The sequence below is a fragment of the Paracoccus sp. J39 genome, from assembly GCF_000518925.1.
GTDB lineage: Bacteria > Pseudomonadota > Alphaproteobacteria > Rhodobacterales > Rhodobacteraceae > Paracoccus.
Genome location: NZ_JAEN01000019.1, coordinates 1 through 14,277 on the forward strand (window position 1 = coordinate 1; position 14,277 = coordinate 14,277).

10 protein-coding genes are annotated in these 14,277 nt (G+C 69.1%); 6 read left to right on the forward strand and 4 right to left on the reverse strand.

Going from position 1 to position 14,277, the window contains the following annotated elements; all coding sequences use genetic code 11:
• Positions 1 to 3 precede the first annotated feature (3 nt).
• The 5 genes from acs (at position 4) to L632_RS0116240 (ending at position 6,622) form a co-directional block, all read left to right on the forward strand.
• The gene (gene acs, locus L632_RS0116220) at positions 4 to 1,959 is read left to right on the forward strand and encodes an acetate--CoA ligase (RefSeq protein WP_028717134.1); all 1,956 of its coding nucleotides are present in this window, start codon (positions 4 to 6) and stop codon (positions 1,957 to 1,959) included.
• A 190-nt stretch (positions 1,960 to 2,149) separates the two neighbouring features.
• Positions 2,150 to 2,458: a DUF485 domain-containing protein gene (locus L632_RS0116225; protein ID WP_028713648.1), complete on the forward strand. Its 309-nt coding sequence runs from the start codon at positions 2,150 to 2,152 to the stop codon at positions 2,456 to 2,458.
• Positions 2,455 to 4,170, forward strand: coding sequence for a cation acetate symporter (locus L632_RS0116230; RefSeq protein ID WP_028713649.1), 1,716 nt, complete (start codon positions 2,455 to 2,457; stop codon positions 4,168 to 4,170). Before L632_RS0116225 ends, L632_RS0116230 begins: the two co-directional genes overlap by 4 nt.
• Positions 4,171 to 4,595: 425 nt before the next feature.
• Positions 4,596 to 5,522 (forward strand): bifunctional enoyl-CoA hydratase/phosphate acetyltransferase, encoded by a 927-nt coding sequence (locus L632_RS0116235; RefSeq protein WP_028713650.1) that lies wholly within the window; start codon positions 4,596 to 4,598, stop codon positions 5,520 to 5,522.
• A complete protein-coding gene (locus L632_RS0116240) occupies positions 5,519 to 6,622 on the forward strand; it encodes an acetate/propionate family kinase (RefSeq protein WP_028713651.1) in 1,104 nt (367 codons plus the stop codon). Before L632_RS0116235 ends, L632_RS0116240 begins: the two co-directional genes overlap by 4 nt.
• 33 nt (positions 6,623 to 6,655) lie before the next feature.
• On the opposite strand, the gene L632_RS0116245 is transcribed toward L632_RS0116240, so the two are convergent.
• The 4 genes from L632_RS0116245 to L632_RS24415 all read right to left on the reverse strand — a co-directional run bounded on the left by L632_RS0116245 (position 6,656) and on the right by L632_RS24415 (position 11,950).
• Positions 6,656 to 8,434 carry an alpha/beta hydrolase gene (locus L632_RS0116245; RefSeq protein ID WP_156933680.1) on the reverse strand — a complete coding sequence of 593 codons (1,779 nt, stop codon included), beginning with the start codon at positions 8,432 to 8,434 and terminating at the stop codon, positions 6,656 to 6,658.
• 64 nt (positions 8,435 to 8,498) lie between these two features.
• A complete protein-coding gene (locus tag L632_RS0116250; protein WP_232220989.1) occupies positions 8,499 to 9,497 on the reverse strand; it encodes a zinc-dependent alcohol dehydrogenase family protein in 999 nt (332 codons plus the stop codon).
• Positions 9,498 to 9,593: 96 nt separating this feature from the next.
• Complete coding sequence (locus tag L632_RS23585; RefSeq protein ID WP_051416280.1) at positions 9,594 to 11,549, reverse strand: glucosaminidase domain-containing protein; 1,956 nt, start codon at positions 11,547 to 11,549, stop codon at positions 9,594 to 9,596.
• A 56-nt stretch (positions 11,550 to 11,605) separates the two neighbouring features.
• On the reverse strand, positions 11,606 to 11,950 hold the full coding sequence (locus L632_RS24415; RefSeq protein WP_156929494.1) for a hypothetical protein: 345 nt from the start codon (positions 11,948 to 11,950) through the stop codon (positions 11,606 to 11,608).
• A gap of 157 nt (positions 11,951 to 12,107) precedes the next feature.
• On the opposite strand from L632_RS24415, the gene L632_RS22900 reads away from it, so the two are divergent.
• On the forward strand, positions 12,108 to 14,216 hold the full coding sequence (locus L632_RS22900) for a hypothetical protein (RefSeq protein WP_036698586.1): 2,109 nt from the start codon (positions 12,108 to 12,110) through the stop codon (positions 14,214 to 14,216).
• Positions 14,217 to 14,277 lie beyond the last annotated feature (61 nt).

Consider the following 14,277-nt stretch of genomic DNA (forward strand, 5'->3'; position numbering starts at 1 on the left):
GCCATGTCCATTGAATCGCTTGAGAAACATCCTGTTCCGTCTGGCTTTGCTGCTGCGCATGCGGGGCCTGGGGATTATGCGCGGCTCTATGCCGAATCGCTCTCGGATCCCGAGGGGTTCTGGGGGCGCGAGGGGCTGCGGCTCGACTGGATCGAGCCCTATTCCAGGGTGAAGGACACGGATTTCACCATGGGCCGGGTCTCGATCAAATGGTTCGAGGACGGGGTGCTGAACGCCTCGGTGAACTGCGTCGACCGCCACCTGCCCGAGCGGGCGAACCAGACCGCGATCATCTTCGAGCCGGACGACCCGGCCCGGCCGGCGCGCCACATCACCTATGCCGAGCTGTCCGACAAGGTGAACCGCTTCGCCAACGTGCTCTTGTCGCAGGGGGTGATGCGCGGCGACCGGGTGGTGATCTACCTGCCGATGATCCCCGAGGCGGCCTATGCCATGCTGGCCTGCGCGCGCATCGGCGCCATCCATTCCATCGTCTTCGCCGGCTTCTCGCCCGACGCGCTGGCCAACCGCATCAACGACAGCGGCGCCAAGCTGGTGATCACCGCCGACACCGCGCCGCGCGGCGGCCGCAAGACGGCGCTGAAGTCGAACACCGACGCGGCGCTTCTGCATTGCTCGGACCGGGTGCGCTGCCTGGTGGTCAAGCATACCGGCGACCAGACCACCTGGATCGAGGGGCGCGACGTGGACGTGCTGAAGCTGATGGAGGAGGTCAGCCCCGACTGCCCGCCGCGGCCGATGGGGGCCGAGGATCCGCTGTTCATCCTTTACACCTCGGGCTCGACCGGCAAGCCCAAGGGGGTGGTGCATTCCACCGGCGGCTACCTGCTGTTCGCGGCGATCACGCATCGATACGTCTTCGACTATCGCGACGGCGACGTGTTCTGGTGCACGGCGGACGTGGGCTGGGTGACCGGGCACAGCTACATCGTCTACGGCCCGCTGGCCAACGGTGCCACGACGCTGATGTTCGAGGGGGTGCCGACCTGGCCCGATGCCGGCCGCTTCTGGGCGGTCTGCGAGAAGCACAAGGTCAACCAGTTCTACACCGCGCCGACCGCGATCCGGGCGCTGATGGGGCAGGGGCCGGAATGGGTCGAGAAATACGACCTGTCCAGCCTGCGGGTGCTGGGCACGGTGGGCGAGCCGATCAACCCCGAGGCCTGGGTCTGGTACGACCGGCATGTCGGCAAGGGGCGCTGCCCGATCGTGGACACCTGGTGGCAGACCGAGACGGGGGGCCACATGATCACCTCGCTGCCGGGCGCCATCGAGACCAAGCCGGGTTCGGCGACGCTGCCCTTCTTCGGGGTCCGGCCGGTGGTTCTGGATGCCGCGAGCGGGGCGGTGCAGGAGGGCGACCCGGCCGAGGGGGTGCTGTGCATCGCCGACAGCTGGCCTGGTCAGATGCGCACGGTCTGGGGCGACCACCAGCGTTTCATGGAGACCTATTTCCAGCAATATCCGGGCTATTACTTCACCGGCGACGGCTGCCGGCGGGACGAGGACGGCTATTACTGGATCACCGGGCGGGTGGACGACGTGATCAACGTCTCGGGCCACCGGATGGGCACGGCCGAGGTGGAATCGGCGCTGGTGGCGCATGAGAAGGTGGCCGAGGCGGCGGTTGTGGGCTATCCGCATCCGCTGAAGGGCCAGGGCATCTATGCCTATGTGACGCTGATGAACGGGGTGGAGCCCAGCGACGAGCTGCGCGCCGACCTGGAGAAATGGGTGCGCACCGAGATCGGGCCGATCGCCAAGCCGGACCTGATCCAATGGGCGCCGGGTCTTCCGAAGACGCGTTCGGGCAAGATCATGCGCCGCATCCTGCGCAAGATCGCCGAGGACGATTTCGCCGCCCTCGGCGACATCTCCACCCTCGCAGACCCCGCCGTCGTCGACGAACTCATCGAAAACAGAATGAACCGGCACTGAGGAAAAGCGCGGGCGCCGGAAGCGCCCGCAGGCAATACCGGCTAGCGCGGGCGGCAGCGTCGCCCGCGACCGGTCCCGGCTTGGCCCGAGAGTCCGCCGCCGGCCCGCTACCGAAAAATTCGTCTCGCCGGCAATTCCGCCGGCGCGGCCGAGAAAGCCCAGATCGTGGCAGTGGAGGAGCACGACCCCGATGCAAGAAGACCTGGTCGAACGGATCGCCGCAGATCCGAATTATCAATTGCTGAAAGCGAAGCGATCCCGCTACGGCTGGATTCTGACGATCGCGATGCTCGTTGTCTATTACGGCTATATCCTGCTGATTGCCTTCGACAAGGAACTGCTCGCCGCGCGGATCGGCGACGGCGTCATGACCTGGGGCATTCCCCTGGGCTTCGGCGTGATCGTCTTCACCATCATCATCACCGGCATCTATGTGCGCCGCGCCAACAGCGAGTTCGACGAGCTCAGCGAGAAGGTCCGGCAGGAGGCGCTGAAATGAATCGCAATATCCTGCGCTGCGGCCTGGCGGCCGCGCTTCTGGCCGCGCCCGGCGCGGCCATGGCCGCCGACGTGATCCAGGGCGCCGAGAAGCAGGCGACGAACTGGACCGCCATCGTCATGTTCGCGGTCTTCGTGCTGGGCACGCTCTACATCACCAAATGGGCGGCGTCTAAGACCAAGTCGGCGGCGGATTTCTATACCGCCGGCGGCGGTATCACCGGCTTCCAGAACGGGCTCGCCATCGCCGGGGACTACATGTCGGCGGCATCCTTCCTGGGGATCTCGGCCGCGGTGATGATCTCGGGCTATGACGGGCTGATCTATTCGATCGGCTTCCTGGTCGGCTGGCCGATCCTGACCTTCCTGATGGCCGAGCGGCTGCGCAACCTGGGCCGCTTCACCTTTGCCGACGTGGCGGCCTTCCGCTTTGCCCAGACCCCGGTGCGCATCTTCGCCGCCTCGGGCACGCTGGTCGTGGTGGCCTTCTACCTGATCGCGCAGATGGTGGGCGCGGGTTCGCTGATCCAGCTGCTGTTCGGGCTGGACTACTGGATCGCGGTGGTGATCGTCGGCGCGCTGATGATGATCTATGTGCTGTTCGGCGGCATGACCGCGACGACCTGGGTGCAGATCATCAAGGCCTGCCTGCTGCTGGGCGGCGCGTCCTTCATGTCCTTCATGGTCATGTGGCATTACGGCTTCAGCCCCGAGGCGATGTTCGCCGACGCCGTGCGCGTCAAGGCCGAGCTTGCCGCCAGCGGCGGCGCCAGCGCCGAGGATGCGGCAACGGCCGGCCAGTCGATCATGGGTCCGGGCACCTTCATCAAGGATCCAATCTCGGCCATCAGCTTCGGCATGGCGCTGATGTTCGGCACCGCCGGCCTGCCGCATATCCTGATGCGCTTCTTCACCGTTCCCAGCGCCAAGGAAGCGCGCAAGTCGGTGATGTGGGCGACCGGCTGGATCGGCTATTTCTACCTCTTGACCTTCATCATCGGCTTCGGCGCCATCACCTTCGTGCTGACCAATCCAGAATTCCTGGACGGCTCCGGCGCACTGGTCGGCGGCTCGAACATGGCGGCGGTGCATCTGGCGCAGGCGGTGGGCGGCAACGTCTTCCTGGGCTTCATCTCGGCCGTGGCCTTCGCCACCATCCTGGCGGTGGTCGCCGGCCTGACGCTTTCCGGCGCCTCGGCGGTCAGCCACGACCTCTATGCGACCGTGATCAAGAACGGCAATCCCGCGCCGGGCAGCGAGCTGCGCGTCTCGCGCATCACCACGCTGGTGCTGGGCCTGGTTGCGGTCGTGCTGGGCATCGCCTTCAAGAACCAGAACATCGCCTTCATGGTGTCGCTGGCCTTCGCGGTGGCCGCATCGGCCAACTTCCCGGTGCTGTTCATGTCGGTGCTGTGGAAGGATTGCACGACCCGCGGCGCGGTGGTCGGCGGCTTCCTGGGGCTGATCTCCTCGGTGGTGCTGACGGTTCTGTCGCCCTCGGTCTGGGAGGCGACGCTGGGCAACCCGGCCGGTTCGGCGCCCTTCCCCTACACCTCTCCGGCGCTGTTCTCGATGACGCTGGCCTTCCTGGGCATCTGGCTGGTGTCCAAGATGGACAACGGCACGCGGGCGCGGATCGACCGGGCGGGCTTCCTGGCCCAGCAGGTGCGCTCGGAAACCGGGATCGGCGCGGCAGAGGCCTCGTCGCACTGAAACGCCGGCCCGCCCTTCGGGGCGGGCCGTCTTGCCGTCCCGGACCCGGACCGGTCAGGGACGGTGTCCGCCCCTGTGGCCGGCGCGACGCCCGGCGCCCCGCGCCGGGTTCGGAGGCCATCCCGGGCTTGCGTTGCCGGACATCATGCCGCCCGACCTGCCGGACCCTTGCGGCGATCCGGGGCCGATCCGGCCCTGCCCGAGGCTCGCTGCGGCCGGTGATCGGACCCGCGGGCCGGGATGGCGCGCCCCCTCGGGACCGCCCGAGCGCGCCCGCGGCCAGTCGCCGCACTGCAAAGACGCAGGCGAACGGCGTTTTTTGCTTGCCAGACACAGACATATCGGTCTTTCCATGGCTTGTCCCGGAACGCGATCCGGGGGCAGACTGAAGCGCCAGCGGAGTGCGCCAGCACGGAAGGACAGCCATGACCGACGCCTATCAAGCCATCATCGACCGCTGTGCCGGACTGCCGCCCCTGCGCACCGCCGTGGTCCATCCGGTGCAGCATTCCGTCTTCGAGGCGGTGGGCGATGCGGTGGCCGCCGGGCTGATCGAGCCGGTGCTGATCGGCCCCGCCGCCCGCATTGCCGCCGCGCTGATCGAGGCCGGCCAGGCCCCCGACGCCTATGAGATCGTCGATACCGAACACAGCCACGCCGCCGCCGCCCGTGCCGCACAGATGGCCGCGGCGGGCCAGGTCGGCGCCATCGTGAAGGGCTCGCTGCATTCCGACGAGCTGCTGGGCGCGGTGATCCATCCGCAATGCGGGCTGCGCACCGAGCGGCGCATCAGCCATGCCTTCCTGATGCTGACCGAGGATTATCCGCGCCCCTTCATCATCACCGACGCGGCGGTCAACATCGAGCCCGACCTGATGGTCAAGGCAGACATCCTGCACAATGCCATCGTCCTTTGGCGCGTGCTGTGGGGCCCGGCCCGGCCCAAGGTCGCGATCCTCGCCGCGGTCGAGACGGTCAATCCCAAGATGCAGGCTACGCTGGACGCGGCGGCGCTGTGCAAGATGGCCGATCGCGGCCAGATCGAGGATGCCGAACTGGACGGGCCGCTGGCCTTCGACAATGCGATCAGCCCGGCGGCGGCCCGGGAAAAGGGCATCGTCTCGCCGGTGGCGGGGCAGGCCGACATCCTGCTGGTCCCCGATATCGAATCGGGCAACATGCTGGCCAAGCAGCTGGTCTTCATGGGCGGCGCCGACGCTGCGGGGATCGTGCTGGGCGCGCGGGTGCCGGTGGTCCTGACCAGCCGCGCCGATTCCGTGCGCGCCCGCATGCTCTCCACCGCGCTGGCCGTGCTGATGGCGGATGCGCGCCGGCGGGGGCTGGTGAAATGATCCCGGCGATCCTGACCCTCAATGCCGGCTCGTCCAGTCTGAAGTTCCGCGTCTTCGCCCGCGACGGGCTGTCGCTCATGGCGCGGGGCGCGGTCAGCCGCATCGGCGCCGATGCCGAACTGACCGCGGCGCTGACCGGCGAGCCGGAGCGCCGCATCCCCCTCGCCGCCGGCGGCGACCATGCCGCCGCGCTGCAGGCGGTGCTGGATTTCCTGGATGCGCATGACGAGGGCTGGCGCATCGAGGCGGTGGCGCATCGCATCGTGCATGGGGGGACGGCCTATACCCGTTCGACCCCGGTCACGCCGCAGGTGCTGCAGGACCTGCAGGAACTGGTCCCGCTGGCGCCGCTGCACCAGCCGCACGGGCTGGCGGCCATCGCCGCCGCCCGCCGGCTGTTCGGCGAGGGGGTGCCGAACCTGGCCTGCTTCGACACCGCCTTCCATGCCGGCCGCGATCCCCTGTTCACCCATTTCGCCCTGCCCGAGCCGATGTTCGAGCAGGGCATCCGCCGCTATGGCTTTCACGGCCTCTCCTATCAGTGGATCGCGCATGTGCTGGCCGAGAACCTGCCCTGGCTGCATCGCGGCCGGGTCGTCGCGGCGCATCTGGGCAATGGCGCCAGCCTCTGCGCCATGCGCGAGGGGCGCAGCATCGACACCACCATGGGCATGACGGCGGTGGACGGCATCCCGATGGGCACCCGCTCGGGCGCCGTCGATCCCGGGGCCATCCTGCTCATGCAGCGCAGCTTCGGCATGGCGCCGGAAGAGATCGAGGACCTGATCTACAACCGCTCGGGCCTGCTGGGCATGTCGGGCCGGTCGAACGACGTCGCGGCGCTGCTGAAGGACGGCAAGCCGCAATCGCGCTTCGCGCTGGATTTCTTCGCGCTGAAATGCGCGCAGGCGGCGGCGGCCATGGCGGTCTCGCTGGGCGGGATCGACGCGATGATCTTCACCGGCGGCATCGGCGAGAACGCCACCCCGGTGCGCGAGGCGATCCTGCGGCACATGGCGCCGCTGGGCAAATTCACCAGCATGGTCATCCCCGCCAACGAAGAGCGGATGATGGCGATGGAGGCCGCCCTGCTGCTTTGACCCCGCGCCGCGCCGGCGCAGGGCAGGGCGGCGTCACCGCTGCCGGACATAGCTGCCCGGCGCCTCTTCCAGCGGCGGATAGCCCGCCTCGGCCGCGCCCATGGCCGGCGGGGCCACGCGCCCGGCGCTGGAATGCTGCGCCAGCCAGTCGCTCCAGGCCGGCCACCACGAGCCCTGGCGCATCGCCGCAGCGCGCGCCCAGTCCTCGGGGCAGAGGCAGGCGCCGTCGCGCTCGCGGCTGGCGATGCGGTAATGGCTGCCGGGCCGGGCGGGGTCGAAGATGATGCCGGTATTGTGCCCTTCGCCCGCCAGCACGAAGGTCAGCTCGGCATCGCTGAGGTAATGCAGCCGATAGACCGATTGCCAGGGCGCGACGTAATCGTCCTCGGTGCCCACGGCGAAGATCGGCGCGCGCAGGTTGCGCAGCGCCACCGGGCGGCCCTCTGCCGTCAGCCGGTCGGTGGCCAGCGCGTTTTCCAGATAGAACCGGCGCAGGTATTCGCCCTGCATGCGGCAGGGCATGCGGGTCGAATCCGTGGCCCAGGCGGCCATGTCGGTCATCGGATCGCGCTCGCCCATCAGATAGCTGCGCACCATGCGCGACCAGATCAGCTCGTCCGAGCGCAGGAAGCGGAAGGCGCCCAGCATCTGCTCGGCCGTCAGATAGCCGCGCTGCCACATCAGGCTTTCCAGCACATGCAGCTGGTCGTGGTCGATGAACAGCCCCAGGTCGCCCGGCTCGGTGAAATCCGTCTGCGCCGCCAGCAGCGAGACCGAGGCCAGCCGGTCGTCCCGCGCCCCGGCCATGGCCGCTGCCGCGATGGCCAGCAGCGTGCCGCCCAGGCAATAGCCCGCCGCATGGATGCGCCGCCCGGGCAGGATGGCCGAGACCGCATCCACCGCCGCCATCACCCCGAGGCTGCGATAATCGTCCAGCGTCAGGTCGCGGTCCTCGGCCGTCGGGTTGCGCCAGGACAGGCAGAACACCGTATGCCCCGCCCGGACCAGATGCCGGACCAGCGAGTTTTCCGGCGACAGGTCCAGGATGTAGTATTTCATGATCCAGGCCGGGACCAGCAGCACCGGCTCGGCCAGCACGGTTCCGGTCGCGGGGGCGTATTGGATCAATTCGACCAGATGATTGCGGAACACCACCGTGCCGGGCGTCGCCGCGACCTCATGGCCGACGCGGAACCGCTCGGCCCCGACCGGCGGCTTGCCGGCCGCCAGCCGCGCCATGTCCTCGGCCCAGTTGCGCAGCCCGGCCAGATGGTTCAGCCCGCCGCTGCGGATGCTGTGGGCGATGATCTCGGGATTGGTGAAGGGCAGGTTCGCCGGCGAGACCATGTCGAGCCATTGCTGCGCCAGGGCCGAGAGCAGGTTCTCGTGATGCGGGCTGACGCCGGGGACGCCATGGGTGGCGTCGCGCCACCATTGCTGCGTCAGCAGGAACCCCTGCGCCCAGAGGCTGAAGGGCGGCTGGCGCCAGGCCTCGGACTGGAAGCGCCGGTCCTGCGGCGGCGGGCGGATCATCGGCTCGGCTTCCGGATCGGCGGCAAGGGCGGCGGCCTGGGCCAGCAGCCCGGCCGCGTCGCGCCGGGCCTTGTCGGCCAGTTCCAGCCGCTTGCCTGGCGCGGCGGCCAGATGCGCCGACCAGTCGAAAAGCGCCATGCCGAGCGCCACCGGCGACAGCCCGGTGCTGAAGCCGGCGGTGGCCGCCTCGCGCAGGCGGTCCAGGGTGCGATAGCTTTCGGCGCCGGGCCTGTCCGGCCTGGCAGGCCGCTCGGGGGCGGCGGGGGGCGGAGGTTTCATGTCGTTCATCGCTGCGGCTCCCGGTCGGATATGGGTCTGGCCGGGCGCAGCCGCGCCCGGCGGTTTACGGCACGAGCACCGCCGCGCCGTCGAAACGGCTGGCGCGCAGGTCGTCCAGCGCGCGATTGGCCTCGCGCAGCGGGTAGGTCTTGGTTTCGGTCACGATGCCGATGCGGGGCGCGAGGCCCAGGAAATCCAGCCCGTCCTGCCGCGTCAGATTGGCGACCGAGGCGATCTGGCGTTCATGCCAGAGCAGCGCATAGGGAAAGGCGGGAATGTCGCTCATATGGATGCCGGCGCAGACCACGCGGCCGCCCTTGCGCACCGCCCGCAGCGCGGCGGGGACCAGAGCGCCCACCGGCGCGAAGATGATCGCGGCGTCCAGCGCCTCGGGCGGCGCCTGATCCGAGCCGCCGGCCCAGACCGCACCCAGCCTGCGCGCGAAATCCTGCGCGCGCAGGTCGCCCGGCCGGGTGAAGGCATGCACCGCGCGGCCCTCCCATCGTGCCACCTGGGCGACGATATGCGCCGCCGCGCCGAAACCGTATAGTCCCAGCCGCTCGGCCTTGCCCGCGATCACCAGCGCGCGCCAGCCGATCAGCCCGGCGCAGAGCAGCGGCGCCAGCGCCACCTCGTCGCCAGCCTCGCCCAGGGGAAAGGCGAAGCGCGCATCGGCGATCGCCGCGGTCGCATAGCCGCCATCGCGGGTATAGCCGGTGAAGCCCGGCGCATCGCAAAGGTTTTCCTGCCCGTCCCGGCAATAGCGGCAGCAGCCGCAGCTGTGGCCCAGCCAGGGAATGCCGACCCGCTGGCCCACCCGCAGGCCGTCCACCCCGGGGCCGAGCGCCTCGATCCGGCCGACGATCTCGTGGCCGGGAATGATCGGCAGCACCGGATCGGGCAATTCGCCGTCGACGACATGCAGGTCGGTGCGGCAGACGCCGCAGGCCAGCACGCGGACCCGGATCTGGCCGGGGCCGGGGTCGCGGTCGGGAAGCTCGGTCCAGACCAGCGGCGTGCCGATCCGTTCCAGCACCATGGCATGCATCCGGGCGTCTCCCATCCTCCGGGTCATGTCCAATATGCGGATGATGGGCCGCGCTTGTAAATGGGCGCGGCCTTAAGTCGCGGTCCGGGATCGCGGCAAAAAGGGGCGCCGTCAGCCGCGCAGCGGGTTGAGGTTGCCGGCCGTCCGGTGGTCCCTGACCCGCGCCGCCGCGATGCCGTTGGCCAGGTGGCGGCCGAACAGGCCGATGCCCAGCAGCAGGGCCGAGCCGGCAAAATTCGGCAGCAGGCTGTCGCCGAACGTCGCCACGCCCCGCATGGCGGTCTGCAGCACCGAACCGTCCTGGAAGAAGCCCGGCAGCAGGTCCAGCACGGTGCGCAGCCCGCTGCCGGCGCCGCCCTGCTCGACCAGCCGGCCGAGCGTGCGGGTCAGCGCCGGGTCGCCAAGCGCCTCGGGGCGCAGCGCGGCCAGGATATCGGTCAGCTCGCGCGGGACCGCGCCCGCCGGCAGGCTGCGCAGCTGCTCGTTCAGCCGCGCCGCCTCGGCCGAAAGCCGCGCGGCCTGGGCGGCGGCATTGCCGCTGTCCAGTGCCTGGATCTCGGCCAGGAAGGGCGCCAGCCCGTCGGGCAGGGCGGTGGCGGGCAGGGCGGTGGGCAGGACCGCGCCCTCGGCGCCGCCGGCCGCGTTGACCACGGCGCGGTTGCCGATGCCGAAGGCGCCCAGGATCGCCGTCGCCCAGCTGAGCACGCGGCCGCGCCGGGCGTCGCGGGTGATGACCGAACCGTCCTCGGCCAGCTGCTTTTCGGTGGCGGTCAGGCGGCGTTCGTCCAGCGGCCTGGGCCGGGCGGTCTGCAACCGCTCCTCGGTGGCCGCGTCCAGCACGCCGGTGGTCGGCAGGCCGTTGTCGTGCTGAAAGGCCAGCAGCGCCGCCGCGGTCAGCGAGCCGAAGATGCCGTCGATCCGCCCCAGCTTGTAGCCGAGCGCGGTCAGCCGTTCTTGCAGCAGCCTGACCCGCATCGGGTCGTCGTCGCCCGTGCGCAAGGGCGGCGCGGGTTCGCGGACGGCCGGCAGGTCGCCGGGGATGTCGAAGGCGTAAAGGTCGTTCTTGCGCATGATCGAGCGCAGCTTGGCGCCATATTGCGGGTCGGTCGCGTAGACGCCGGTCAGGGCATCCGCGAAACGGTCGGGATCGTTCAGGAACTGGCGGGCGCGGGTGTAATGGCGCGACTGGGCCAGCAACCGGCCATGTTCGGCAAAGGCGTCCTCCAGGCTGGCAAAGACCCGGAAGGGCTCGCGCCGGCGGCCGGGCGTGCCGTTCTGGAACTCGACCGTCCACGAGGCGACGCTGGGCTGGTTGCCGACCGCCTTGATCCCGAAGGGGTTGTTCGACCGCGCCGGCATGCGGGCGCCGTAATCGCTTTCCAGCGCCCATTGCGCCAGCGTGACCGAGGCCGGCACGCCCCAGCGCCGTTGCGAGGCCTGGGCGGCGCGGATCACCTCGATGCCGAAGCGCGGCGGTAAAGCGGGCAGGGCCGGCAGGTCGCCGGCGGGCGCGGCGGCATCGGCATCGTCCTCGGCCGCGGCGTCCAGCAGCGTATCGCTGTCTTCGGGCAGGTCCTCGGGCTGGTCCGAGACCATGGCCCAGGCGGGCGGCCTGTGCCAGCCGTCATTCGCCGCGTCGCGCAGCCATTGCGGGGCATTGACCGCGCGGCCGCCGGCGCCCCAGACGATGCGCCGCGGATCCGAGGGCGTGGTGCCGAAGCCGACATGCAGCGTATGCGCACCCATGTAGCCCGTCCCCGCGCCGATGCCGGTGGCACCCTGCGCGGCGGCGGCGATGACGAACTTGCGCAGCGCCGGGTCGGGCTGGCTGTCCGAAAAGCTCAGCGTGCGGCCGCCGGCGATCAGCTGCAGGTCCGCGGCGCGCCCGCCGTCGTGGCGGGTCGAGCCGGTGCGCCGCCCGCCGCTGCCGGGCTGGCCGCCCGAGGTGATCAGGATCCTCTCGATCCCCGCCGCCAGGCCGGCGCCGCGCAAGACGGTCTCCAGCTCCTTGCAGATGGGTCGGTCGCGCGTTTTTCCGATCAGTCCCGATTGGTCAATCAATGTCATGTCAGCCTCCTTGTGAAGCCGAGTCGGGGAAGGATTATCGGTGAGTCGCAAAAGGCTTATTGCGTAATAGTTGATCCGACTTGGAATTTCGTCAATCGCTTTGGACAATCGGCGATATTCGTCCCGAACCCGGGCATCGGGCGCCCGTCCCGGATGAATGCACCGCCTTTTCCGGCCCGGCGGACGGCGGACCCCATCCGAGTCGCCGCCCATGCCCCGGCTTTCCAGCTTGCGCGACGCGGTTTTTCTTGGCGGAAGCGTATTTTTCGCAGGAACGAATTGAAACCATTTGATTGGAAATAGAAAGATTCAGCTATCGGATTTTGCGAAAGCCGGCGGCGGTCGGAACGCAGCCCGCAGGAGTCCAGTTGAAATTCTTGAAGAAAACGCGCATAATCCACGCAGTTTCCTTTATAAAAGGAAGTGGGTTATGAAAAGCTTGGTTCTCGCTCTGGTTGTTCTTGCCGGTGTCACGGCCCAGGTATCGGCGCAAAGCGCCTGCCGCCCCGCCGTCGAGCAATGCCGTTAGGACAGACCTCATTTTCTTGAGGCCGTAACATGCAGGAAGTGGTTGCGCTGCTTTTCGGGGCAGCGATCGTGGCCGTGTTTTCTTATGAGCGTTTCAATCGGGTCTCATTCGAGAATTCCGGGCAGCTGGAGCGTCTGGTCAACCTTCTGTCGGCCGATCATCTGCGCGCCCGGCAGGTCGTCCTGCAGGCATATCTGATTTATGCGGTCTCGCTGCTGGCGATCTATTTCTTCCTTTGCGCCTATGCCGAGGTGCTGCCGGTGCTGGGCGGCATCCCGCTCGATCCCGGGATCGGCGCCACGGACCTGCCCAAGGCGCTGAGCCAGATCACCGGCTCGGATGCCGCCGGCCTCGCCATGCAGCAGCTCGGCCCGGCCGGAGGGGCCGCGATCAGAAACGGCATCTCGCCGCAGATATCGCTGTCCGTGGCGCTGATCATGGTCGGGGTGCTGCCGCGCTTCCAGTTGCTCAACCGCGTCGAGGACTGGATGCGCCACGCGGCCCACCGGCTGGCCGGCATTCCGACCCAGGTCGCCGTCGCCAGCGAAAAGCTGCGCCAGGGCAATTTCCGCCTGCCGTCCCCGCCCGCGGCGCCCGTCCGCGATCAGCCCGCGGACCCGTCCGAGGACCGGCCGGGCGGCGGCTTGCCGAGCCGGCGGGACCGGCTGGGGCTGGGGCGTTATTTCGGCTTCCGCCAGCCGCCGCCGGCAGAGGTCACGGCTGCGACGGCACCCGCCCGGGACACGGCTGCGGATCGGTCCAAGGGCGGGTTTCTGCTGCCGCAAGAGGACTGGCTGCGGCTCGGGCGCTATTTCGCCGTGTCGCAGGCGCGCGGCCTGCTGCCCGATCCCGAGACCTTCGAAAACGACCTGCGCATCATCTTCGCCTGCGACGCCTGGCTGCTTGAACGGCGGCTGCCGGTGCTGCGTGCGCATGACCGCGAGATGTTCAGGCGGCTAGAGGAGGATCTGAAGATCCGCACCGGGCGGCTGGTGCTGGCGCTGGACGAACGGGTGCGGCTGGACGAGAAGGCGGCGCAGAACGGCGCCGCCGCCCGCGAGGGCGAAGAGACCGACAAGCCCGGCAACGAGATCGTGGCGCCGGGCGGCTGGCGTGCCCTGACCCGCCAGACCGAGGAACTGGCCGAGGATTTCTGCACCCTGCTGGCGCTTTACGTCGAACACGACATGCTGCAATTCGGACATGCTTCGTCCGCCCTCGGCGCGCGCGGCCTCCAGCAGGCCGAGGCCGAGCAGGTGCTGGAAGAATTCCTGCGGCCGATCCTCAGCGACAACCTGCCCGAGCTGCGCCGGCAGGCCACGCAAAAGGCGCTGGTCTGGACTTTCGGCATCGTGGTCGTGGCCTGCCTGCTCTGGGCCGGGACATTGAACGTCTATGAGCGCGAGCTGGAAAACTGGGGAAAACGCGGCATCCAGCAGATCAGCTTCTATGGCCGCAGCTTCGAATTGCTGGCCACCTCGTTCAACACCTATCTGATTCCCCTGGTCGTGGCGCTGGCGGTGCGCGACACCCGGCGCCCGCGCGGCACCTGGCACGACCTGGCGCGCTCGGACTGGACCGACAGGCTGCCCCAGATTCTGCTGATCGCGGTGCTGGCCTGGTTCGTCTCGACCATGTTCGTCATCGGCACCAATTCCTGGATCGCGGCGCTGCGCAACGAAACCGGCTGGACGAAGGGCGATCTCTGGGTCCAGCTGGCCGCGTTCAAGGTGGATTTCGACTATCAGGCGCCGCGCGCCTTGCGCGGGGTGGTTCTGGCGCTGATGGTGCTCTGGCTGATGGACGACACCCGTCACCGGCTGGAGCCGCAGCACAGCCGCCTGCGCTTTGCCTGGGAATGGGGCATCGTCGGGGGGCTGATCATGGCGGCGACGGGGGGGATCTCGCGCTATTTCACGGCGCTGATCGCGCTGTCCTACAGCACGCGCACGGCGATCGACTCGGTGGACCGGGGGCTGATCTTCTATTCCGTGCTGTTCTCGGGCCTGATCGGGCTGGCGGTGATGTTCTGCCTGGCTGCGGCGCTGGTGCGGCGGTCGCCGCGGCCCCCGCAGATTGCAGGGACGGCATCGGCCGGGTCCCGCACCCATCCGGACGGAGAGCCGCACGATGCCTAGGATCGCCCGCCTTGCCGCGCTGCTGGCCCTCCAGGCGCTGCTGATCTGTCCCGCGGCGCTG